The 24,781-nt window shown below is 40.7% G+C and carries 16 protein-coding genes; 10 read left to right on the top strand and 6 right to left on the bottom strand.

All coding sequences use genetic code 11. The features are described 5' to 3' along the window. Positions 1-123 precede the first annotated feature (123 nt). The 3 genes from BM207_RS14820 to BM207_RS14810 form a co-directional block, all read right to left on the bottom strand. A complete protein-coding gene (locus BM207_RS14820; protein WP_245768128.1) occupies positions 124-2,103 on the bottom strand; it encodes an alpha-L-arabinofuranosidase C-terminal domain-containing protein in 1,980 nt (659 codons plus the stop codon). A 317-nt stretch (positions 2,104-2,420) separates the two neighbouring features. Then, positions 2,421-3,662 (bottom strand): DUF4153 domain-containing protein, encoded by a 1,242-nt coding sequence (locus BM207_RS14815; RefSeq protein ID WP_090995956.1) that lies wholly within the window; start codon positions 3,660-3,662, stop codon positions 2,421-2,423. Between the two features lie 38 nt (positions 3,663-3,700). Beyond that, positions 3,701-4,042 carry a hypothetical protein gene (locus tag BM207_RS14810; RefSeq protein ID WP_090995952.1) on the bottom strand — a complete coding sequence of 114 codons (342 nt, stop codon included), beginning with the start codon at positions 4,040-4,042 and terminating at the stop codon, positions 3,701-3,703. 207 nt (positions 4,043-4,249) lie between these two features. Here BM207_RS14810 and BM207_RS14805 point away from each other — a divergent pair, with 207 nt between their 5' ends. Further along, entirely contained in the window at positions 4,250-4,756 is a 507-nt protein-coding gene (locus BM207_RS14805; protein WP_090995949.1) for a DinB family protein, read from the top strand. Positions 4,757-4,771: 15 nt separating this feature from the next. Here the strand turns inward: BM207_RS14805 and BM207_RS14800 are convergent, their stop codons facing one another. After that, positions 4,772-5,407, bottom strand: a complete 636-nt coding sequence (locus tag BM207_RS14800) for a DUF6266 family protein (protein WP_090995945.1) — start codon at positions 5,405-5,407, stop codon at positions 4,772-4,774. A 369-nt stretch (positions 5,408-5,776) separates the two neighbouring features. On the opposite strand from BM207_RS14800, the gene BM207_RS14795 reads away from it, so the two are divergent. From BM207_RS14795 to BM207_RS14780, 4 genes are all read left to right on the top strand, one after another. Further along, complete coding sequence (locus BM207_RS14795; RefSeq protein WP_090995942.1) at positions 5,777-7,732, top strand: hypothetical protein; 1,956 nt, start codon at positions 5,777-5,779, stop codon at positions 7,730-7,732. A gap of 10 nt (positions 7,733-7,742) precedes the next feature. After that, positions 7,743-8,570, top strand: coding sequence for a hypothetical protein (locus tag BM207_RS14790; protein ID WP_090995939.1), 828 nt, complete (start codon positions 7,743-7,745; stop codon positions 8,568-8,570). Between the two features lie 6 nt (positions 8,571-8,576). Continuing rightward, a complete protein-coding gene (locus BM207_RS14785; protein WP_090995936.1) occupies positions 8,577-14,249 on the top strand; it encodes a DUF6531 domain-containing protein in 5,673 nt (1,890 codons plus the stop codon). Positions 14,250-14,373: 124 nt separating this feature from the next. Beyond that, complete coding sequence (locus tag BM207_RS14780; protein WP_090995933.1) at positions 14,374-14,946, top strand: DeoR/GlpR family DNA-binding transcription regulator; 573 nt, start codon at positions 14,374-14,376, stop codon at positions 14,944-14,946. Position 14,947: 1 nt separating this feature from the next. Here the strand turns inward: BM207_RS14780 and BM207_RS14775 are convergent, their stop codons facing one another. Beyond that, positions 14,948-15,484: a dihydrofolate reductase family protein gene (locus BM207_RS14775; RefSeq protein ID WP_090996278.1), complete on the bottom strand. Its 537-nt coding sequence runs from the start codon at positions 15,482-15,484 to the stop codon at positions 14,948-14,950. Between the two features lie 69 nt (positions 15,485-15,553). After that, positions 15,554-15,790: an HTH domain-containing protein gene (locus BM207_RS14770; RefSeq protein ID WP_090995930.1), complete on the bottom strand. Its 237-nt coding sequence runs from the start codon at positions 15,788-15,790 to the stop codon at positions 15,554-15,556. A 152-nt stretch (positions 15,791-15,942) separates the two neighbouring features. Between BM207_RS14770 and BM207_RS14765 the strand changes: the two genes are divergently transcribed. From BM207_RS14765 to BM207_RS14745, 5 genes are all read left to right on the top strand, one after another. Next, entirely contained in the window at positions 15,943-17,601 is a 1,659-nt protein-coding gene (locus BM207_RS14765) for a S1C family serine protease (RefSeq protein WP_090995926.1), read from the top strand. Between the two features lie 76 nt (positions 17,602-17,677). Beyond that, positions 17,678-18,265: an RNA polymerase sigma factor gene (locus BM207_RS14760; protein WP_245768127.1), complete on the top strand. Its 588-nt coding sequence runs from the start codon at positions 17,678-17,680 to the stop codon at positions 18,263-18,265. A 163-nt stretch (positions 18,266-18,428) separates the two neighbouring features. After that, positions 18,429-19,577, top strand: a complete 1,149-nt coding sequence (locus tag BM207_RS14755) for a FecR family protein (protein ID WP_090995923.1) — start codon at positions 18,429-18,431, stop codon at positions 19,575-19,577. A 187-nt stretch (positions 19,578-19,764) separates the two neighbouring features. Then, entirely contained in the window at positions 19,765-23,196 is a 3,432-nt protein-coding gene (locus BM207_RS14750) for a SusC/RagA family TonB-linked outer membrane protein (protein ID WP_090995919.1), read from the top strand. A gap of 97 nt (positions 23,197-23,293) precedes the next feature. Further along, on the top strand, positions 23,294-24,763 hold the full coding sequence (locus BM207_RS14745; protein WP_090995916.1) for a RagB/SusD family nutrient uptake outer membrane protein: 1,470 nt from the start codon (positions 23,294-23,296) through the stop codon (positions 24,761-24,763). The last annotated feature ends 18 nt before the right edge of the window (positions 24,764-24,781 follow it).

Below are 24,781 nucleotides of genomic sequence, written 5' to 3'. Positions count from 1 at the left end.
CCTCATGTTCCTGGTATTATAATTGGCAACCTAAAGAACGCACATATTTTGCTTCTCTATGAGGGACATTTCCACATAAAATAGGGGGGAAACTAATAAAATAAATGGGTAGCCCTTTTTGGCTTACTGGTAAGGAACTTTAAGCAGTAGAAATGAGTTGGCAGGTAATTGAACAGTGGCAGTTTGGCCCTTCAGTTTTAAACTTGCTGCTTTCGGGGTAATGAGCGACGGGTCATCCAAAGAGTTTTTATCCGTTAGGTTAGCGCTCATCGTTAGCAATGAAGCTACTTTAGCTAACTTTACGCCTTGAAAACTTATTTGTTTAGTTCTGGAATTTGCAGCGGTATTAACCATTTTAACGATTAATTCTTTTTTAGCTTCATCTCTTACCGCCGAAACATATAATTGGTCTGCTCCTGCAACTACTTTTTGATTGATGAGTGCCTGTATGACCTGGGTTCCCTTATGCGTGGAGAACATTTTCTGCACATAATAGCTTGGCGTACCGTAAATGTTTAAGTTATCTAACCAAATCAAATCAGGCGCCCACTGCCAACCTTCGGCATGGGCAAAAAGTGGCGCATAAGAAGCCATGTCTACCACGCCTGCATTTCGCTCCAGCCCCGTCATAAATGCAGCTTCGGCAATGGCAGCCTCCCACAAATTACGGTTACTGCCTACAATTTTTCCGTCTACATGCGCAGCATACTCACCAGCAAAAATTTTAGCGCCATTTCTATCGTAATTGTCGTAGCGACCAGCATTTTTCAAAAACCATTCAGGCGGCATATAATAATGTTCATCAATCACATCTGCTTTCATCTTGCGAAGTGCCGTATCCAGGTAATGGAACCGATCAGATTCCGGATTGGTACCAGAACTATAAATGAGTTTGATGTCTGGATACTTCGCTTTGATCGCCTGCTGGAAGACTTTCGCCCGCTCAATGTATTGCGGACCCCAATTTTCGTTTCCTACACCCAGATATTTTAGCTTGAAAGGCGCCGGATGTCCCATAGCTATTCTTATCTTACCCCACTGCGTTGATGCATCGCCATTGGCAAACTCAATCAAATCTAATGCGTCTTGCACATAGGGATCTAGTTGTTCCAGCGGTACAAGCTCGGCTGTATTAAACTGACAGGCCATCCCACAGTTTAAAATCGGAACCGGTTCCGCGCCCAAGTCTTCAGCCAATTGGAAGTATTCAAAAAATCCAAGTCCGAACGTTTGAAAATAATCTGGCGCAGGGCGATGTGCAAATTCTACGTTCCAACGATTCATAATAAGCTGGCGTTCTTCTAGCGGCCCTAATGTTTTTTTCCATTGATACCTGTTTGCCAAATCCATTCCTTCAACAATACAGCCGCCAGGGAAACGGATAAAACCAGGTTTCATATCTGCCAGCATCTGGATCATATCTTTACGCATGCCACCTCTCCTTCCTTTCCATGTATCACTGGGAAATAAGGAAATCATATCCAAGTCTAAAAACCCGGTTCCTTCAAACCAAATATTAAGTTTTGCTTTGGCAGCGGCTTCAGTTGCTTTAAAAGTTACTGATTGTTTATGCCATTTGTTCGCTTCACCTTCAAGTTTTAATTGGCCGCTGCCAATGGGCTTATTAGCTTCGTTAACAAGTTCTATAAATAAAGTTGTTCCTTTAGTTTGATGCCTGAACATGAGGGAGAATTCGTAGGTAAGCTCTTTCTTAATTCCCATTCCTTTAAACCCTTCATTAGCTATTCCAAGCTCCCGACTGCTTCCCTGATGTAAATTGACCCTTAAAAAGCGGGGATTAGCTGTGTTTTTATCTTGTCGGTTTAAGACCAATACGTCGCCTTCCTTTGTCCTTTTACCTTTCATGGACCAGCCCATGAGGGGTTTCGAAAATTCGAATGAACGGTTTTTAACCAATTCAGCATAAATACCGCCATCGGCCCCCATATTGATGTCTTCAAAAAAGACACCCCACATGGTAGATGAAATCGCAGCTACAGGCTTGGAAGCATTAACCACAATCATATCTTTCTGCTGCCCGAGCACAGGCAAGGTGAAAATGGCAAAAAGTAAGGTCGTTAGGCTTTGCTTGTAGTTGATCATGGCACTTATCCGCCAATTTTAATGATGGCGTAAAATAAAAGTAGCAAATTTTTAATAAACGTTATAATTACATTTATTAATATTTGAAGAGCGACTTCTGGTAGCAGGTGTCTTCGTGATGAGGTAAGAAGGCGTCATTGCGAGGTAAGAGAGCATCATTGCGAGGTACGAAGGCGTCATTGCGAGGAGCGTAGCGACGAAGCAATCTAGCCGTGAGATTGCTTCGTCGCTACGCTCCTCGCAATGACGGGATACCTTGCAATGACGGAATACCTTGCAATAACGGTAACAAAAGACCCTCCGGGTGGAGAAAACTCCTATTTAAAGCCAAAAATTAAAGGAAATATAAAGGTCACAATGATCGTCCACACCACATAAATTGGCAAATAATAGGCGATAGTTTTCTTTACACTGGCAATATCTTCTCCATTTTTCAACACTTTGAAAAGTTTTGCGGCTACCAACAGCAGATTTATCAGGATTAAGAAATTGCTTCCTACAACGGCGGCTCTATTTGGTGTAATTCCATATTCGGAAATTCTAAATACGATCGCAGAAAATGCAACGCCATTTACTAAAATGGTTAAAATAGACAACAAAAACAGCACCCATAATTGCATAGAACTCTTGGTGGTGTTGACTGTTTCTGCTACCGAAAAGAAAATAATAGCCATTACGCCGATCAGCAAGGCATTGAAAATGAGCAGAAACTCCCGATCATTATAAGGGTTTTTGCCCGAATAAACTATGGCAATCAGATAAACCAGTAACATGACTAAAACTAAGGGGCCGAACAATTTGGCAATAACTGGTGAAACTTTACCAACCAATTGCGGATTGGTTTGCGTAAGATAGGTTGCAACAATAGGTGCCGCCGCAGCACCAAAAACTACAATATTTTGAAAATAGAATTCTTCAATATTAAGTCCGATCAGCGAAAAAAGACCAAGGGTTATAGCCGTCATTATGCCTCCTGCTATGGCAATTAGACCAGTCATCACCACTAAGTCGCCGTTATATTTTAAAAAGCCAACACGTTTTTCTTCATTGTTCTCTTTGCTCCCAACAAATGAAAAGCCTAAAATTGACCATAAAAATAATCCCAAATGGATGCATGATAATATCAGGACATCGCTTTTAACATCTGGAAAGAAATTGATGAACAGCACTCCTGCCAGCGTTGCCCCTACTATTACGGCAATTTTACCAGTTGATAGTTTGTTTTTCCATGCAAAATAAGCTGTTAGGAAGGGAAAAACGATAAAACCGATATTTCTCGGATAAAAAAAGTCTTCATTGATATCAAAAATAACGGGCAACTTTGCGATTAAACCTGCTATCAATGAAGCCACAATGACAAACAATAAATCTTTACCGCTTCCCCAGTTAATCTCGTCACTTTCATAATTTAGCCTTTCATGCCAGGCATCAGCAATTGCATCTCCTTTGAGCCCCGGATACAACAAATTAAACTCCCGTCTGAAAGAAACTTTATTAGTGCGGTACATTCTTTCAAGCTGTTTTGGGTCGTTCATGTGGGCGAGCAGTTCGTTTTTCATTGTACTATATTTAAAATTTATGTTAAAATATTTACCTACTAATTCCAAAGTGTGCCTGCCAATCCGAACACAGAACCGAGCCAGAAAGCCACAACAAAACCTATTAAGCCAATTACTACGGCAACAATCTTGCTCCAACCGCCTTGGAATCCCAATACGAAGTCCATGAAATAAAAAAACAACGCTCCACCGGCAGCTGCCAGCGTAGTCACCACAAGCGGTCTAATATACCACAATTCGCCCCATGCCGGATTTGGGTTTTTTACTCCCGATAAAAATATCGCCATAACCGTTAAGCCAAAGGCTGCTCCGATTAGCAGATGTCTAATTACTAAAGGTCTGTTAATTGACCGTATTCCTAAATTTTCTTGATGTGTCATGATAATGAATAATTAAATTTCGTTAAAACCAAAAGTGCTTTGTAAGACAAAGTTAACCAAAAGTACTTTGCATTTCAAAGCAAAATTTAAAATAAATTAATAATAAATATAAAAAGGCTTGGTATTGTAGCCATAGGGATATATTTCTGTAAACATATTGCCCCGCTCCCGTGTTTTAATGTCTGGTTTCATTAAATAAATACAGTCATGTTACAATATCTGATACAGGAATTCGAGAACGAAGTTAAAAGCACCCGCAAACTTTTACAGGCCATCCCCGAAAAGGACCTTGGCTATAAACCTTCACCAATTTCGTGGAACATGGGTGAGCTTGCCCAACACATTGCAACCATTTACTACTGGTATGTGGGTGCTTTTACCATGGATGTTTACGATATGTCAAGCGATCAACTCGAACGAGGTAGCACCAACGACATTAAAGCTACCCTTGCTCTTTTTGAAAGTAATGTTGAATTAGCCAGAAAAGCTTTTGAATCGCTTACGGAAGAAAATCTACAAACCGACTGGAAAATGACCGTCGGCGATAAAGTAGTACTTGGGCCAATGCCCAGAGCAAACGTATTACGAGGATTTCTATTTAATCATACCTATCACCATCGTGGTGAGCTGATTGTGTACTTACGCGCTACTGGAAATAAAGTGCCCAATATGTATGGACCCGTTTACGAGGACGATGCGCCACAGGAATACTAATAAAAAATCAAGCAATTAATTTATCATGAGCTTTCCTAGGTACATGCTGTTAGTTCTACTCGACTGATCATCAGCTACAAAAGCCAAATAGGCATGGAATTCTTGACCCTTATACACTTCACTTAATTGAAGTGATGCACTGCCTGTTTTCCTTTTGGCAATAGCGGTATCCATTTTTACTTTTTTATCTTTAACGTTATACAGCAACACCATTGCAAAATCAGAATACTCAAAGGTGTTTTCCAAACTCCAGCTAAATATGACCTCTTGCTTATCGGTACATGAAACACTTGCGGTAAGCGGAAGTGTCTGCGTGCCAAAACTTACCAAGGCCAACTCGGGATTGATAAAAAAATCTCCATTTTCATCGCATTGCAGCGCATTTTTATGGTTGTAAGATTTAGCCGCTACAAAACCTTGAAAAGTTGGCTGATATCCCCTAAAACCTATCCGGACAAAGTCTATCAAAGGTTTCAACCACTCTTGAGAGATGGAGAACTTTAACCGATTGAGTTGCTCCGCTTTAGACGGTTTAGGGCGCGGATGCTTATTAAGCCCTCTCATTACCCATTGACCATTTAATGCGTAGCCTATTACCGTGCCAGCCTTGCCGCTAAAACCTCCATTTATACCATTCTTAATTGTTGCCATTACCTTTTTAAGACAATATAGGTATAATCTCGCTACAATTCATACTAATTCTATTATATATTGATAGGATCTTCATAGGGAGTAGATAGGGCCTTATCCCCATATACTCCCTATCAAGCCCCTGTCAACCCCCTATCAACTTCCTGTTAATTATAGCTAGTGTATAGCAAGAACACCCAGCATTCCTAGTCGGGTCCCTCCGTTCATCAACCCATTAATTTACCGTCGTTTAACGGTGTTAAAAACCGTCGAGCACACCTTTCTTTAGGAAATAATCCGCTGTAAATTCGATTATCATTTCCAATCTCAACGCATACGTTCTCCAGGAGTATAAAAATAATTTAGTTCACATTTTAAAATTTAAACCCTATGTCAAACTTTAAATTAAATCTTCCAACCGACATTCCTTGGAAACGTATATGCGTAAGCAAGGATATGATCGACCCAAAAATCTGCGATACGCGTCGCCCGAAAAGATGGAATTCTTCGATAGCCATTTTTCAATATCAGCCTGAAGAAGAATATCAGACTACTGAAGGGATGCTCATCACCTATCTTAAAATTGCGTGTTCTATTACCGGGTACCAAGCCGGTCCCGATGAAGTTGGCTTACACAGAGGTGGTTTCGACAATTTTTGGAAAGAAAATGGTGAAGTATTAAAAGACACCATTATGGACTACTACCCATGCTATGGAGCAATTCTTGAAGTGGCTGTAGCTCCCAAAAAGAAGGATACACCCTTAAGTCAATATCCGTACTTCTCTGATTTTGAACCAAAGAAAAGAGAATTATATGAGATTGCTACCGAAACAGGCGAGGTAATGTCGCGTTCACTTAAAAACCTAAGCGTTGGCAAAGGCTCGTCTACCTTAAATTCACATGAAGTACTAGATGTAGACCACGGTTTTAGTTTCGGGGCAGAAGGTTCATATGCAGGTACTGGTGGCGGCTTCAATGTAAGCCGCTCAGGCGAATGGGGTACAAAAGACATTAGTCAAACAGAAGCAAATAGCATCCGTACCACCGACCAATCGCAAGAATCGCGAGAAACCCAATCGCACACCACACAGATTTCCCAGCTGTATCATCAATTAGATAGCTATCACATGGGCACCAATCGTGCGGTATTCTTTGTACTACCTCGACCCCATACCATAGAGACGGAACGTACTTTCGTAAACGGTCCTCGTAACATAGAAGGTATCCAGGAATTCTTTTTTGTAGTAATGCGCCCTAAAGAGGTAGCGGATATATGCGTAGAAGCTTATTTAGAAACAGGTCATATTGCCAAAGTTCCCATTCTGGCCTATGAAGATGAAAGAGAAACAACAGATTCGCTTACCTTAAATATTACTTCAAATTTTAACGGTGCCTCAGGCGATTCTTTAGATTATAACAATGATGACAATTCTCGCATTAGTATTAAAGAGGATTCTGTAAGCTATACCCCTCCTTCGGGCTGGGAAATAGACGTGAATAAAAGTGGCGGTTATAATGTTGCTTCAGCTAATTTAAATGGAATGGGAGTTTCAAACCCCGACATTCCCGGTGTAGAAGAATATAAGATAAAAGAGATAGATTCAAATCACCTTGTACTGTGGGGCAGAGTTTCTGCTTGCTTTATTGATCATTTCGGAAGCAACAAGATTTATCCGGGCACCCTATCTGTCACATTAACAATCTACCTGAAAAAAATAAACCCTAAACAAACCATTACAGGTTATGAAGAGAGTCTATTTTTAACCGCCAGGGATCTTTGCTGCTGCGAAAGCAACGAGATTGACTTGCCATTTGTAGCATGGGAAAAACCATATAAACAGGTTGTTGGAAGAAAGGGTACTTCAGAAAGAATGATTGGTGAAAAGATGACCATTACCGAAGCTAACAATATGGGCAAAACAATGGCTCGTGAGTTTGTAAAAAGCGGAAATGACGTTAGCCGACGTTATGACAAAAACACTGTAAGCATTTTGGAAACACAATTTGTTGGTAAAATGTTAGCTACCTCACTTAAAGATACAAGTAGTGATTTGACAATTGACAATGTCAAACATTTACCGGAAAAACTGAAAGCAAAAATCGCTTCAATTACAACTACCGCGAGTCTTTCGAGCTTATTGGAAATGCCTATCCAAATGCAAAAAGATGTATTTGACCTCAATGACGAGGAAGTTAAAGAACTTCGGGTTTCCCTTACCGCAGCCAATCAGACTTTACCAAATCCTAGATTAAAATGGTTTACAGCGTCACAGCTTAAAGCGATGGAAGGCAGAAAAGAGGCATCGCAAAGCGTAGCTATTAAAGTATCAAAAAATAAAAAGTAAAAAAAACGCCATGGAATTCAACTATTTTTTCGGACCTGATAAATTACGGTTTGCCATCTCAGCTGAAGGCAAGATTCGCCAGGAAGTAAGTACCCCATTTCATGGTATAATTAGTCGCGGTTTATTAAAGCATGGGTGTTCTATCTGGAACACCCATTCACACCTGCTTGAATATGAAGACAATGCGCTGCAAACTGAAGAGTGGATCATGCTTAAACAAAATGCTTTTCAATGTGGTGTATTAAGCTTTGCTCAATCAACTTTAGCGGCTAAAAGATACCTGGAAAAGTATGCTAACACAGCTAAATGCGAGCTATGGAATATTAAAGAAGGCCACACTTCCAGTGTTTGGAAAGTAACCTTAGCGAATGAAGAACCCTTTGTTTTAAACATTGCACGTGATCAGCTAGCTTGTGAAGAATTAAAAGCGCTATCAATCAATTTAAAAAAAATAACCGATGAGGGCGACACTTCAAACTTGGCCAAAGTATATGACATAGTGGAAATTGAAGACGAACAGCTGCCCATCAAAGTAGTGGTAACTAAAAATGAATGGATTAAAGATTCATTTGAAATACACTCCCGAATAAATTTAAAAACAAACCAGGAAGAATTATTGCTGGTTGAAAGGTTCATAACTGACATACAAAATCCGGCTGAAATTACCGCTATTCTTGGTAGGGTATTTACCACTACCGAAGCTCAAAAAATCAAAGAAGAAATTTCAAATTTTTTAACCCAAGCAAGGGCTTGCTTGTCTCATACTCCCGAAATAAATATGAATGATGGCGATGTGGTGTGGAATGGAGATAAAGCAATTGTTATTGCGATAAATTAAACTAAAATGCCAGGACCATATAACATATCTGTTCCCGATGGAGCGAATTCATTTAATTATGGAACAAATGCTTCGGGTGAGGCGGTGCCCTATTCAGGTGGATCCCAATATACAGCATTAAATGCTTGCGATGCCATATCATTTTATAATGCATTTAAGAGCGCTAATCCAGACATGGGCAGGACGAATAGTTCTCCCAACGCATGGCAGAATGCAGAGCAGGAATGTGCAGCACAAACAGCCGCCCCGCCGGTAACAACCACAACGCCACCTCCCGTTGAAACTAATTCGGTTCCGGCTGGCGGTGATGGTGGAGATAAACAAGGTGCGCCACCCCAACCTTCAACAGTAGGTGCCAAAAATGAGTCAGAAATTGTTAATCCACCCCCTACCGAAGAACCCACAGGACCACCAGCTGGCGATCCGCATCCTACCCGAGGCGGCGAGCAACCGCAACAATCTACCAATGCCGGCGATCCGGTAGATATTTTTACCGGGGCTTTTTATTTAGAAGAAACAGATTTAACTATCCCTAATACGATCCTGCCTCTCAGTTTTACCCGCTTATATAAAAGTGGGGCTGCAACTATGGGGCCATTGGGCTGGAACTGGGATCACAACTTTAATTTATTTGTACGAGAATTAAGCACTGGCGACATTGCCGTATGGCGTAACTTGCACGAAGATATTTTTAAATTCAATGGTCTTGATTTCGATCCACCGAGGGGTGTATTTGAAAAATTAGACCGTATTACCGGATTGGTACAAGCCTATGATATAAATCAGAAAGGGGGTGTTGTCTTACATTTTGAACGCCCGGGTGGCTGGCTTGATGCCGAACGTATCCCGTTAATCTGGATGATGGATCAGCACGGTAATCAATTAAGATTCACCTACGGTGCTGAAGATAAATTAGTGGAAGTTAGAGATGATGACGATCGTTTCTTTCAGTTGGAATATGATGTATGTGGACTACTCGTTGCTGTTGTGGATAATTCCGGTCGAAAATTCCTTTATGAACACGATGAGCAAACCATGCAGTTAACGCATGTAGAATCACCGCCAATCACAGACCATCCGACGGGTATCACACGCATTTATCACTATGAACAACCCTGGGCTATGCCCGAATTACGCCATAACATTCTCCGTATTGAAGATGGCAAAGGGAATATCTACGTTGAAAACACCTACGAGCAAGATCCTGCATCAATGAGCTATGCACGGGTAACCGAACAATTATATGGCGGCTTCCTATACCAATTTCAATACACCCAATTGCAATATGTGCCCGCTGATGCTGTTTTCATCAATATTCCTGCGCTACGGGTAGAAGTTATGAATCCCGATTTTGGTTTAGAAACTTACACTTTTAATTATCGCGGCGATCTATTAGATAGACGCTACCGTTTAAATAAAGATAAATCGTTTCGGGTAGTGGCCTGGCTGTACGAATTTGATGAGCAGGGTAATCTTACCAAAACAACGAGCCCTAATGGTGGCGATGAAATAAACATTTTTGATTTTGGCAATCCTGATCCTCGAATGAGGGGTAACCTACTTCAAAAAGAAATTACCGCTGCTTCGGGTTTTCCATCGCCCAGTAGAATAATTTGGAAAGGGAAATACGACCCCAATTATCAACAACTGATTGAAGAAAAAAATGAGACAAATGAAGTCACCACCTATAAATATGATGTGAAGGGTAAACTTTTAGAAGTGATTCAGCCTGATGCGACTTTACCTGATGGAACGATCCAAGTAGCCAAAACAACTTTTACTTACAATAGCAAAGGGCAAATGCTGACGACCATTTTAGCAGATGGCACACAGAATGAAAATAAATACGGCACTGTTGGCAATGAGAAAAGTAGATTAATTAAGTGTCTATCTGATGTCGCTAATTTAAATATTGAACATCAATATAAATACGACGTTAATGGTTTTCTTACCGAAACGATAGATGGCAATGGCAATTCGACCAAGCAAATTTACAATGCACTAGGTTTGATTGAAAAAGAAATCCAGGGATTAGTAAATGGAACTGCCGCCGAAACAATTCTGCATTACGATACCGATAAAAAAGTAATCGCATCTGAGAAACCAAAAGGAGCATTTAGCGATGCTGTAATTACTGGCAACTTTATCGTAGACAAATTTGAAAGAGATGTTTTAGGTCACCTTACCAAAGTAATGCTAAGCGATAATACTGGCGAAGCAAAGGTATTGCATATTTGCAACGATTACAGAGGATTTCCGATTGAGACCTTAAATCCTGATGGAAGCAAAATAAGGAAAACATTTGATGAAAGAGGCTTATCACTATCCGAGGAGGTTATAGGCGTTGATCATCAAAAAATCATTTCAGAGAAGGTCTATAATCGTTTAGGGAAATTGGTCCAAGAAACAAATCCTTTTGGACTTACCACCCATTATGCGTATGATGCATTTAATAGGATTAGTAAAATTACCCTGCCAAATGGCACAGAAATTAAGAACAAATGGTTAAAGAATGATTTACTGGAAAGTGAAGAAACGATAGGCGATGATGGTAATGGAACGATCCGGCAGCTATCCTTTAAATCATATACCTATGATGAAAAAAATAGAAGGATTACGGAAACTGTAAAAATCTTTACCAATGACCCTTTAGTATTCACTAATTCAACTACCACTCATTTCTATGACCCCTTAGATAGAATAGTTAAATCGATTAATAACAGAGGTGGCGTGACAACCACCAGCTATGATGGCGTAGGCCGACCAACGGTTACCACAGATGCCGAAGGAAATGCGCAACACAACACTTTTGACAAGGCTGGAAATCTAATTAAAACTGACAGTCATCATCTAGAGCCTAATGGAAGTGTTTCGATAGTAACTAAACAGTTTAAATACGATACAAGGAATAGAAGAACTCAACTCATTGAGCCAGATGGTGCTAATGTAGTTTCTGAATATGATGACAGGAACTTATTAGTGCGGCAAACCGATTATTTGGGTATGGTTTTAACCAATACTTTTAATTCTTTCAACGATAAAATCAGGGAGGTAAAAGACGATGGGGGTTTAACTATTGTACAAGAATGGACATTCGACAGCATGTCGCGCATGGTAAGTTTTACCGATCCAACTGCCGAGGTATCTACCTATCACTATGATTCCGTTGGCAGAAACATCCAGATCAATTACCCAAATGGCTTTTCGAGTCGTAAAGAGTACAGTGCCAACAATCAAATCATTAAAGAACAAATGGTTAGTGGGGCGGAGTTTGCTTACACCTATGATCTTGCAAATAGAGTTTCAAAGATCGAAAACACTGTATCACCGGCACCATTAACTCCAGTAGCCACGCATGAATTTAGGTATGACGGCTTAAATAACGTGCTTGATGCAAAAGCTGGCACAGCAACTGTAGCTAGAAAATATGATAGCATTGGCCGTCTTTTATCGGAAACAACCCTTGGGATAACCATGGCCTGTAAGTACGACGATGCCTTGGGTACTGTTGAAAAATCATGGCCCGATGGACGAACAGAAAAATTATCCCATAACCTAAATGGCATCCTTACCAGCATTGAAGAAACAACTAATGGAGTATTGGGAAGCGGTAACAGTTTAATTGCTTCCTTTAAAATAAGTGGTCCAAATGCCTTTGGCGAAGCTATTTACCAAGGTGGGCTATCTGTATCAAACACTTACGATGAGCGTAAAAGGCTTACCAATATAGCGATGACAAGTAGTACCATCAACGAAGTTGTTAAATATCGTTACAACATGGCTGGGCTTAAAAAAGTGGAAGCATTACTGGGTCAAAATTCTAAAATCAGCTATTTTGAATTTGACAATAAGTATCGGCTCGTAGCTACCAAAGATTCGTTTAATGTTGCGATCTCAAACGCGGTTACGCAGGCTGAACATAATGCCGCTATCAATGCTGTTATGCTGGCAGCAGCAGTAGCACCTCACACTGAAAACTTCTCCTACAATTCTGCAGATGCCCGGACGAAACGTACAGAAACAGGTGTTCCAGATAAAAACTACATGTACCTATCCGGACATAGAATTCAACATGATGGTACGAGTCCTTATACGCATCATCCAGATGGCACTTTAAAATCCGACGGTTCATTTAGCTATGTAGCTGATACATTAGGCAGAATAGTCACAATTAAATCGGGTGTTAATACAATTACTGAATTTACTTATGATGCTTTTGGTAGGCCAAGTGAGGTGAAAGAAGCTGGGCAGCCTGTAAAATCATATCATTATTTAGGTGGATTTGTGGAGCAGATAAATGAAAATGGAACAGCGCAAAGGCAAATCACTCTTCATCCAGGCACTGGTGTGCCAATCGCTTATCATACTGCATTGGGCACGCATTATACCTTGTTCGATAGCCGCTATAATTTAATCGGCGTAGCAGATGTGACTGGAAACTTAGTTGAAACCTATCGTTATCAATCGTTTGGAGCTCCTACTCTATTTAACGCAACTGGGGTAACGATTACCAATTCGGCATTGGGTATAGAACCGATATATGGGGGTCAGCACTATTTAGCCCTATCAGGTTTATATCTTTCAAAAAGAAGATTAATGAACCCGGTTAATGGCTTATTTCTATCAATTGATCCAAAGGGATACGCAGACTCATCATCGCTTTACGGCTATGCTGCCCAAGACCCTATCAACAACATAGACCCGAATGGCGCTATTATCCCATTTATCGTTGCCGCGTTCGTTATTGGTGGTGCACTGCTGGGTGCAGGTTATAGTGTTTATGATGCTACAGAACATCCCGACAGGTACGAGGGCGCCGCAGGTATTTGGAGGCCATTAGCCAATACCTTTGGTGGAGCCATTATTGGCGGTGCAGCAATAGTTGGAGGTGAGCTAGTTTTAGCCGCCGGAGGTACTGGCATATTTGCCACTGGAACGGGGGCTGCAGCTACCACATTAACGGCTACACAAACCTTTGTATTATATGGCACTTCAAGTGCTGTTTCGGGAGGAATCGGAAGGCATGGATTTAATAGTATGTTCCCTGAATATGTAGATCCAGTTTCGCCTGGAACAATTGCCACTGATTATGTGGCGGGTGGTACAATAGGGGTAGTATTTCGTGGATTCGGATTATTATCGCCGGCAGTTTCAGAAGGCCGGGCAGCTATGCCAACTCCCTCTACGGTTCCTAATGGATCTTTGGGAGGGGCAAATGGGGTAACTAGAGGGGGCCTAACTTTAGTTCCAGAAACTGGCTGGCTGGGTAAGCTTGGTCTGCAAAGACCAGTTTTTAATCCCACAGTAGATGTTGTTGCAAACCCTATCGGCAGCACTTATGCAAATGTGGTAAGCCATGAGATGCAACATGCCGCTGATTTTGTAAATTACCCTCAGTTAGCTTATTTAGCGAATTATAGCAGATTACCGGGCAGGGGCCTCGCAGCATTCTTAATGGAAACAAGGGGTTATTATGCCGAATTTGGATTACGTGGTTTACTGCCAAGCTACGCTTGGCGTTCATTAGGGAATAGGGTTGCTGGGCCAGCTACCGAAAGAAGTTACTTGCTTGCCGAATCCCTTGCTTTGGCAGGCTTAGCTACTATACCTTGGCTGTTAAGTTCATCGTCACCTCCAAATGCATCTCACCCTAATGAAACCAGGCCTTCGGCCAAATAGCACGCTGTAAACAGTCGGTTCTCAATTTACGACTTCCATTTGCGAATTGAGAACCGTTATTTTTTAAAGGTGAATAAGTAAGTCACACGTTTTTACTGTCTTGTAAGTAGAAAATGAGGTACTTATGTTATTAACTATTTGTGTTAAAGAGGCTAAAATAAATATTGCCAAAAAGATAGTTCCCCTTATCCAAGATGAGATGGTCATCTTAATTGGGGGTGGTGATATTGCAATTGAACTAGTAAAACAACTTCCAGAAACGCTAGTTGCAACTTTTTTCACCATTAGTCCACTTGTAGCTGTTGAACTAACTAAGTTTCAAAACCTAGAAGTGGTGTTAATTGGGGGGCTATTTTCTAAAGACGCCAAGATTACTTTTGGTGGGCATGTGATTAACCAAATTACTGAAATCAAGGCCGACTTATGTATAGTAGAAGCAAATGGACTACATCCTAAAAACGGCTTAACTGATAGTGAATTAGCAATTAGCCAATTAAAAAAGGCAATGCTAAACGCTGCCCAAAGATCGGCTATTCTTTGTTATGCAGAGCGATTAAATACTTCCCTTAAAACGAGGGTAGCGAAACTTAATGAGATCGACTACCTCGTAACGGAACTGGATAAAAGTGATAAGAAATTGAAAGCATACCAGGCTGCCTTTTTACAAAAAGGACAACTGACACCTGTTTTTATCTAAATTATTTATTTTCGATGCGATAGCGCAATGAAACTAATCCAGTTTCGTAGGTTTTACTTTCGAGGAGTGTTAATTTAACTCGTTGATCCTGTTGATGGAATAACAACTTTCCATTACCAAGGAGGATTGGGTGTACAGACAACCATAATTCGTCGACCAACCCTTCGTTCATCATTGCCTCAGTAAGAGATGCTCCCCCATAGAGCCAGATATCTTTACCAGGCTGGGATTTAATCCGCCTTGCCGCTGCCATGCTATCTTCTGAAATTAATACCGAGCCATCCTTCACGGTTTTCAAAGTTGTAGAAAAGACGTATTCTTTAAGCGGGGGCATGCCAGGTATGCTTTCTCCATTATTATTTTCCGCATACTGTTGTGCAATTTCATAGCTTTTACGACCTATGAACATGGCGTCTATGCGTTTAAAAAAATCGTTCAGTCCATAATCCTGGTCGGTAAAGCACCAGTCATATTCCCCATTCGATCCTTCAATGTATCCATCCAGCGTAATGGCAAGTCCTAATATTAGCTTTCTCATATCGTTAATGTTTTTAATTGGCATTGCAAAATACTAAAATATTTAGTAAATTAGCGCTTTAAATCTAAATTAAACCTTAGACCGAAATTCCAATAACACAACAAATCTACCAGGTTTTTCATAGCAGAAGCTACGCTTATGGCGATTGTACTTTACCGCTGCGCCATTCTCGTTCATCATTTCTATGTATCTACTGATTGTTCGTTCGCTCACACCAAACTTCAGGGCAAGCTGCTTTCTGGTTCCTGTTCGGTTCGATGAAATGAGGTAATCTAAGCTTTCATAAAGATTGATCTTGCTTCTCATTGTTTTTTACATTTTATTTCTATCTATAGGAGTTAAAAACTATTGAAATAGCCCATCGGGCCTTATTTTATTTTTAATGAAGTACCCAGGAAACATGGTTGCCATATTTTGGCAGTAGAGTGCTTTAAAATTGCGGTTGCAAAAAATACTAAATGAATAACTTGAACTTACGGCAAATAACAGTGTGGTTCTTGAGCTTAGCATTAAGTTCTTCTGTTTTCGCACAGCCTGCATCCAAAGAGCTTCAGCAAAAGACAATTGAGGCAATTAAGAAAGTTTATCCTGCAAGTGTACGTTTATGGGGTTTCGATGTAACGAAGAATGAACGCAATTCTGCACAGTTTAGTGGTGTAGTGGTTACCAAAGATGGAGTAATCCTTACCGCAGCACACACGGTTTCGCCGGGGCAAACTTATAAAGTATTTTTCCCGGATGGGCGAACCGCTATGGCAAAGGCTTTGGGAAGAATTGACCTCGCAGAGAGTCGCGGCATTCCAGATGTTGGAATGTTACAATTGATGGAAAATGGGCCTTTCCCCTTCGCCGAATTAGGTAACTCGAGCAACTTAATTCAAACGGCACCATGCATCAGTATCTCTTATCCCGAAAAACTGAACCAAGAGCTTCCTACTATCAGATTTGGACAAATTGTTGACCCCAAAAATCAATATGGGTTTATCCAATCAAGTTGCAAAATGGAGCCGGGTGATTCGGGCGGACCATTATTTGATATCGACGGAAAAGTGATTGGGATCCACAGTGCTATCGATGTGTCCGAAACCATGAACTTCGAAGTACCGATTGATGTATTCCGAAAATATTGGACGGCACTTCATGAAGAAAAAAATTATGCTGTGTACCCAGCTGCAGACAGTTTGACGGTAAATGCAGGTGCTATAGCGAGCCCATCATTAAGCAGATCATTTCTTAAACACTCCAAATTGGCCAATAACGTAGTTTTGGTTCAGTCGATGGTAGATGATAAAAAAACAACTGCAGAGGCAACTTTGCTCAATTTTAAAGACGCCAGGGGGAAAAAATCACAATGGATGATTGGGAAAAGTAGTTTACTCACTGGTTCTTTAACAATGGTTAATAGCAAAGGATCTAAAATTGAAGTTGTATATAGAGATCCAGAAAATGATTTAGTATTACTTAAGTCTGTTGAAAAGCAGCAGGGTGGTTTTAAGATTGAGGCTGGCCAATCGGTAATCCCCAATATCGGCACCTTCGTAACTTCATTATTTCACGATGGAAAACAAGAACATAGCATCGTTGGGGGCACAAACATCACCCTACCCAAATCTAGCAGCATCCCCTATCTTGGTATCGCAGTGTTATATAAGTCTACACCTGCCACAGTCTCGGTCATTAAGCCAGGAACTCCGGCGGCCCGGGCGGGGATCAAAGCAGGTGATTCCATTTTAAGTATCAATGGTATTATTTTGCATCAGGCCAGTGATTTTACGCCAACACTTGCCAAGTTTTGGGCCGGAGAGCAGGTACAAGTGGTGTGGAGAAGTGCAGGAAAGCAACATGAGCAACAAATTCCCTTAATAGATCGGGCTTTTGTACCTTCCAACCATCCGGTTGATAAATTTGCTGGTGGAAATTCGACCCGTCGCGATGGCTTTCCTGCTGTTTTTGTGCATGATGCTATTATTCTTCCCACACAATGCGGCGCCCCGATTGTAGATATCCATGGGAACCTGCTTGGTATTACTATTGCTAGATACAGCAGAGCTGTGGCTTTAGGTTTGCCTACGCCTGTTATTATCAGCTTTTTAGAGAAAGCTACCTCAATTCGCTAATAATCCGTACATTCACGTCTTAGTGTTATCAGAACACTAAGAATATGTTAAGCGAATTATTTTTAGCTTTGAAGATATGAGAATGGCAGTGGAAAATCTTCACGAGGCAGAGGATTCTGAGTTACTTAATGAATTAGCCAATGGAAATAGGACGGCATTTGACCTGCTTTACAACAGGCATTGGAAAATGGTGTTTGATGCTGCCTACAAACGTGTTGAAAGTGTAGATGATGCTAAGGATATTGCCCAGGAAGTTTTTGTGCAATTATGGCAAAGACGCACTAAATCTCCCATTAAACAAATAAAGAGCTACTTATTCGTTGCAGCCCGAAACGGTGTTTTTAAACATTTTGAACAATCGAATAAATTTGTTTCGAACGCTGACGCCGCTCATGAAGAACAAGACCCAATTCACGCCGACCAACACCTCCTCTATAAGGAATTTGTTGAGAGCTTTGCTCAATTGGTTGCTACGCTTCCACCTCAACAACAACAAATCTTCAAAATGCGTTTTGAGCAAGACATGAGCAGTCAAGAAATTGCTGAAGCGCTGGGAATATCACCAAAAACAGTTCGCAATTTACTGGGCCGCTCTTTGGCTACGTTGAGGGCTTCGTTGTTCACTTTCTTTGTGGTGGGCTATTACCTTTCTTCCCTGCGGTAAATTTGCGTGTTTTCCGTCATTGCTTCGCTATGCTCGCAATGACGACACCCTAATTGAAAATATTTTTTTCCATTCGCGTGGGCGCATTGTCTTTTTTTAAACTCTTTACTTTATAGCGTTCCTTATTGATTAGGGAATTAAGACCAATTTCAATCATTGAATAATGGAAAAAAAGGAAAAAGATTACCTGCGCATCGCCTTAGAAAGATATAGACTAGGTACAGCAACTGCTGATGAAATTGCTTTTCTAGAAAAATATTATGCTGTATTTGAAGAGAAAGAGAGCTTTTTTGCTTCGCATGACCAGGAAATGTACGAAACGCTTAACACGGAACTTAAATCAGCGATTGATCAGGAGATCAATCGTTCGAACGAAAGCTTTTCGCTGCGTCCCTGGGTTAAGTATTTTGCTGCGGCAAGTGTTTTACTGATTTTATCCATTAGCATCTATTTAACGATTAGCCAAAAACCCTATCAGCGGGTTAGCAAAACAAATGATTTTGCGGCAGGATCGGATAAAGCAATTTTAAAGTTGGGTGATGGCACCGAGATTTTATTGGATACTGCAACAAATGGTGCCATTGTGCAATTGGACGGACTTACCATCACAAAAAATGACGCCGGTGAGATTGAATATAAAACAAACCCTACCTTCTCTTCCGATGTAGTTACCTACAATACGATAACCATACCAAACGGTGGAAAGTATCACGTAGTGCTGCCGGATGGATCCAATGTGTGGCTAAATGCTGCTTCTAGTTTAAGGTATCCGACCATTTTCAAGGGTAAAGAAAGGCAAGTCGAAATTACTGGTGAAGGTTATTTCGAAGTAACAAAAAATAAAGAAATGCCATTTATTGTGAGTTGCCGAAACCAAAAAATAACCGTGTTGGGCACGCATTTCAACATCAATAGCTATGAAGATGAAGACGGAATTAAAACTACCCTGTTAGAAGGCTCCGTGAAAGTTGAGACCGCAAAAGACGCCCTCCTAATTAAACCAGGTGAGCAGGCTTATTTAAACAGCTCAAACTTAGCTATACAAAAAAAAGCGGTAGACATAGCGCAGGAAACCGCTTGGAAAGACAACCTGTTCTCTTTCAAAGGGGATGACGTTCAAAGCATCATGCGACAGGTATCACGTTGGTATGACGTGGAGATCAGCTATCAAGGAAACATAACCGATCAGAAATTCTATGGAGAGATTTCAAGAACCAGCAAACTGTCGGAAGTTTTCGCCATCCTAGAACTGAATAATGTTCATTTCAAAAGCAAAGGAAGGAAAATCATAGTTTCATCGGAAGACAATTAACAATTAACCTAAAACAAACCACCTAAACCAAACCATTATGAGAAGATGACTACTCCACAAGATTTTTAGTAAATAAAAACCATGATCCAAAAAAAACCGGAAGTGTACTAGCACTCCCGGCCAAAAAAGGTCAGCAGCTTACATTGCACCGTCTGCTGCTATTATTCACCCATCTTAAATCAAAAGTATGAAATTAACTTTTCTTTACCACTACGTATGTTCAATACGGGCGGTGAAGTACAAATTTTTTATAGTGATGAAGCTAATCGCTATTTTATTGCTCATTGGCACGATGCATTTATCGGCCGCCAGCTATTCACAATCCATTACCTTATCAGTGCGTAATGCCGATTTGCAGACTGTCTTTAAGGAAGTCAATAAACAATCTGGCTATCTTTTCTTTTATTCTGCAGAAGCCAAAGTTTCACAGAAAAAGGTATCTGTTAACTTAAAAGGAGCAAATATTAACCAGGCTTTAGAGCAAATTCTTAAAAATCAACAGCTCACCTACACCATTATTAACAATACTGTTGTGCTTCAGCACGAAGAGCCTGTTAAAAGCTTGCCGGTCGCTATTTCAGTGCTTGAACTGCAGGGAAAAGTATTGGATGCTAGTTCTAAAGCGGGGATTCCTGGCGTAAACATCTATCAGAAAGATAAAATCAGCAACAGAACGCAAACCAATAGCAATGGTGATTTTAAAATTACCGCCAATAAAGATGATATTTTGGTCTTCACTTATATTGGTTACAAGAGTAAGGAAGTGAAGGTGGCAGATGAAAAATTCCTTTCGGTTACCATGGAAATGGAAGTGAAAACCATGAATGATGTAGTCATTACCGGCTATCAGACCATTAAAAAAGACAGTTATACGGGCACGGCAATTACTATTAAAGGCGAGGATCTTAAAAAAGTAAACTCCCAGAACATCTTAAAAAGTATCCAATCGTTCGATCCGTCTTTCAAAATATTGGAAAATAATCTTCTGGGAGCAGACCCGAATGCACTACCACAAATTAATGTGCGCGGAGCAACAGCATTACCTTCGATTGGCGATAATGTGCTAGACCGCAACAATCTTTCGAGTAGTTACAATTTACCTGCATTTATAATGGACGGGTTTGAGGTGAGCTTACAGAAAGTAACCGATTTGGATATTAACCGAATAGAGTCCATCACCTTATTGAAAGATGCCGCGGCTACTGCAGTATATGGCTCCAGAGCGGCTAACGGCGTACTCGTGATCACGACCAAAGCACCTGTACCAGGTAAATTACAGTTCGCGTACAACTCAGAATTTGTATTTACAGCTCCAGACCTATCCGATTATCATGTGCTAAACGCTACAGAAAAGCTACAGTATGAAAAAATGGCTGGGCTTTACAGTTCTAACCCAAGTAACACAAATGTAGGCACTCCTGATGAACTTGATGCGCAGTATTATAGTAAATTGAGAAGCGTGGCAAGTGGTGTAAATACCTATTGGTTATCGCAGCCCCTCAGAAACACATATGGACAAAAGCAATCAATTTACGCCCAAGGAGGCGATTCCACTTTCAGGTATGGGGTCGACGTAAGATATCAAACACGTCCCGGTGTGATGAAAGGTTCAGGCAGGGATCAAATAAGTGGCGGCATGAGCTTCAATTACAATCCAACCCGTAAGTTACTCATTAGAAATGAGATCATGATCACCCAGGTAAATGCAGCGCAGTCTAATTTCGGCGATTTCTCACAATATGTGTACATGAACCCGTATTATCCTATGACTGACGCTAGCGGAAAATTGATTAGGGAAATTGCCAATTGGCAGGTTAATACCATGAAATCTGGACCCGACCAATTCAAGACCGTTGCTGTTTACAATCCTTTGTATGAGGCCAGTTTAGCAAACTTTAATAAGGACGAGTACTTTGAGTTTATCGATAACCTATCAGCCGATTGGAGAATTACCCCTTCTTTGAGATTGAGAGGGCAAGTGAATTTGAACAAAATGAAGGCCACTGCTGATAGATTTGTATCGCCACTGAGCAACAGCTTTTTCGACGGACCGACTTCGGAAATCCAAAACCGTGGAAGTTATGATTACTCGACGAGCGATGGGCTTTCTTTGGATGGAAACATGACCCTAGCTTACAACAAACAGGTTAAAGACCACTTTTTTAATTTAGTACTGGGAACAAATATTATTTCGGGTCGTTCTGATTTTAAAGCAGTACAGGCAAGAGGTTTCTCCAATGATCGTTTTACCAATATCGGCTTTGCCCGTACTTACACAGAAAATGGCGCCCCCGCAGGTAATGTAACTAAAAACAGATCCATTGGCAATTTCTTTTCGGGTAACTATTCATTCAAGGACAGGTATCTCTTAGATGCATCTTTCCGCTTAGACGGTTCATCAGCGTTTGGTGCGGCTAACAGATTTGCCCCATTTTATGCTTTAGGCTTGGGATGGAATATCCATAGAGAGAAATTTATGGAACCGCTGCAGCCAGTTGTGAGCCGTGCCAGATTAACAGGGAGTATGGGCTTAACCGGATCTGTTTCGTTCCCTCCTTTTTTATCTAAGTCTATCTATGCCTATCAAACTTCAAACTGGTATACTACTGGTTTAGGTGCCTTGGTACAAGGTTATGGAAACGAAAACCTGGAATGGCAAAAAACCACCAACTACGATTTGGGTCTAGAGTTAGGTTTATTTAAGGACAGATTATTATTGACACCCCACTACTACCATAAACTGACGAAGGGTTTGCTGATTGATATCAACGTTGCACCATCAACCGGTTTTACTACTTATAAAGAAAACTTAGGAGATATGGCCAACGAAGGATATGAGCTTTACGCAACCTACAACGCAGTGCGAGCTACCAATTGGAATGTTAATTTAACGACTAATATGTCGCATAACACCAATACGATTGTGAAAATTGGCAACTCGTTAAAAGCTTATAACCAAAGCATTGATGATTTCCAGTCTAACGACGACAATAAAGCTGGCGGCCGACCTTTATTGAGGTATAACGAAGGACAATCATTAAATACCTTCTATGCCGTTAAATCATTGGGCATTGACCCAGAAAACGGTAAAGAAATTTACGTTAAACGTGATGGTTCATTAACTTATGACTATGATATCAAAGATACGCAGCCAGTTGGTGATGCGACAGCAACATTAGAGGGAAACTTTGGGGGTAACATCACCTACAAGCAGTTTCTATTAAGTTTTAGCTTTTTCTACAGATTTGGTGGTGATATGTACAACCAAACACTGGTAGACCGTGTAGAAAATGCCGATCCGCGTTTCAATGTTGATCGTCGTGTTTTCTCGGAGCGTTGGCAAAAACCTGGCGATGTAGCATTTTATAAAAACGTCGCCGACCTTAATCAGACCAGAGCTACCTCGCGGTTTATTCAAAAAGACAATGTGTTAGAATTAAGATCAGTGTATGTCTCGTACGACTTTAAAAAGACACTTGCTAAAAAACTTGCGATGCAAGCTTTAAGAGCATCACTTACGGCTAACGATATCTTTAAAAGCTCAAGTGTTCAAATTGAAAGAGGTATCAACTATCCATTTGCTAGAACTGTGATGTTTTCACTTCAAGCTACTTTTTAATTTAACAGAAGATGAAACCATCATGCTTTTTCAAAATCACACAGTGGAATGAATAAATCATGATAGCTTCATCACCATTGAAAACAAATTTATACGGATGAAAAAAATATATTATCTAATTATTTTGGCAGTGATAGGCACCACATCCTGCAAGAAATTTCTGGATGTGCAACCAGAATCGCAAATTGATAAGAATGTCCTATTTAGTACCGAAGACGGTTTTAAAGAAGCCCTAAACGGCGTTTATACGCTGTGTGCTTCAGGCTATCTATACGGCGAACACCTAACATTCGGCGATTTAGAAGTCAGGTCTCAAAACTTTGACTTTACAGACATCTCTTATCAAAAAATTGCAAGTTTTAACTACAAAGACCCTAATTATATCTTCAGAAACGACAGGGTATGGACAACGGCATATCAAGCCATCGTAAACTGCAACTATATCTTGGCTGCTATTGATGCAAAGCGAGCTATATTTACAGCAGCTAATTATGAACTGATTAAAGGCGAAACTTTAGCCTTACGTGCCTATTTGCATTTTGATATGTTGCGAATTTACGCACCATCTTACAAAAGCAACCCAACGGCAAAAGCTATTCCTTACGTAACGGAAGTAAAAATTACCAGTACACCATTTAGTACGGTTACCGAGGTGCTGGATAAAGCCATCGCTGATTTAACAGAAGCAAAAGCGCTCTTGAAAGAAAGTGATCCCATCCTCGACAACAGCTATGTAGTAGGTTATCCTACAGCGATTGGCACAACAGAGTTGGACAATAAAGAGCTCTTTATGCAAAATAGACGCACGCACATGAATTACTATTCAACCTGTGCCGAACTGGCTCGTATTTATCTGTATAAAAACGATATGCCAAATAGCTTAGCCAATGCATTGGAGGTTATTAATTCGGCTAAGTTTCCGTGGACAAAAGAAGCTGATTTCGTTGCGACAGACCTGACGAAAAAAGACCGCATCTTTTATCCGGAGATTATTTCTTCGTGGAGTATCCCAACACAAGACAAACGCCTGACTAGTCTTTTCACAAATTCGAATCCAACTTTGGTAGCTACCAGCGACAAAGTGAATGATATTTTCGAAAAGAATGGTGCAGGGGCGTACGACTGGCGTTTTTCACAATGGTTTGTAAAAGGAACCTTAACCACAGGTGGTGCTGAGCGCTCATTTCTTCAAAAATACCGAAGCAATCCTACACCTATTATCAACCTTCATCCTTTAGTGGCTCCTGCCATTAAGCTAGGTGAAATGTACTATATCGCTGCCGAAGCCAGTTACGATACAAACCCGACAGCAGCTGTAGCATACTTTAATACTTTCAGGCAAAAAAGGGGGATACCCACAAATGTGGTAGCAACCGATAAAGCAACTTTAATAAACTATTTAATAGCGGATGCACGCAAGGAGTTTTACGGAGAAAGTCAGTACTTTTTTATGCTGAAACGCTTGCATCATGCTATCAGGGTTTCTCCAACGCAGATTATACCTGGCACAGATGCCATTTTTGTATCTCCAATTCCGGATGATGAACTTGCTTATAGAACTAATTAACCGATGATCCATTATAAA

It is taken from the genome of Pedobacter insulae, from assembly GCF_900113525.1.
GTDB lineage: Bacteria > Bacteroidota > Bacteroidia > Sphingobacteriales > Sphingobacteriaceae > Pedobacter > Pedobacter insulae.
Note: the sequence above shows the minus strand (reverse complement) of the source record. Positions and strands in the feature narration are given on the sequence as shown.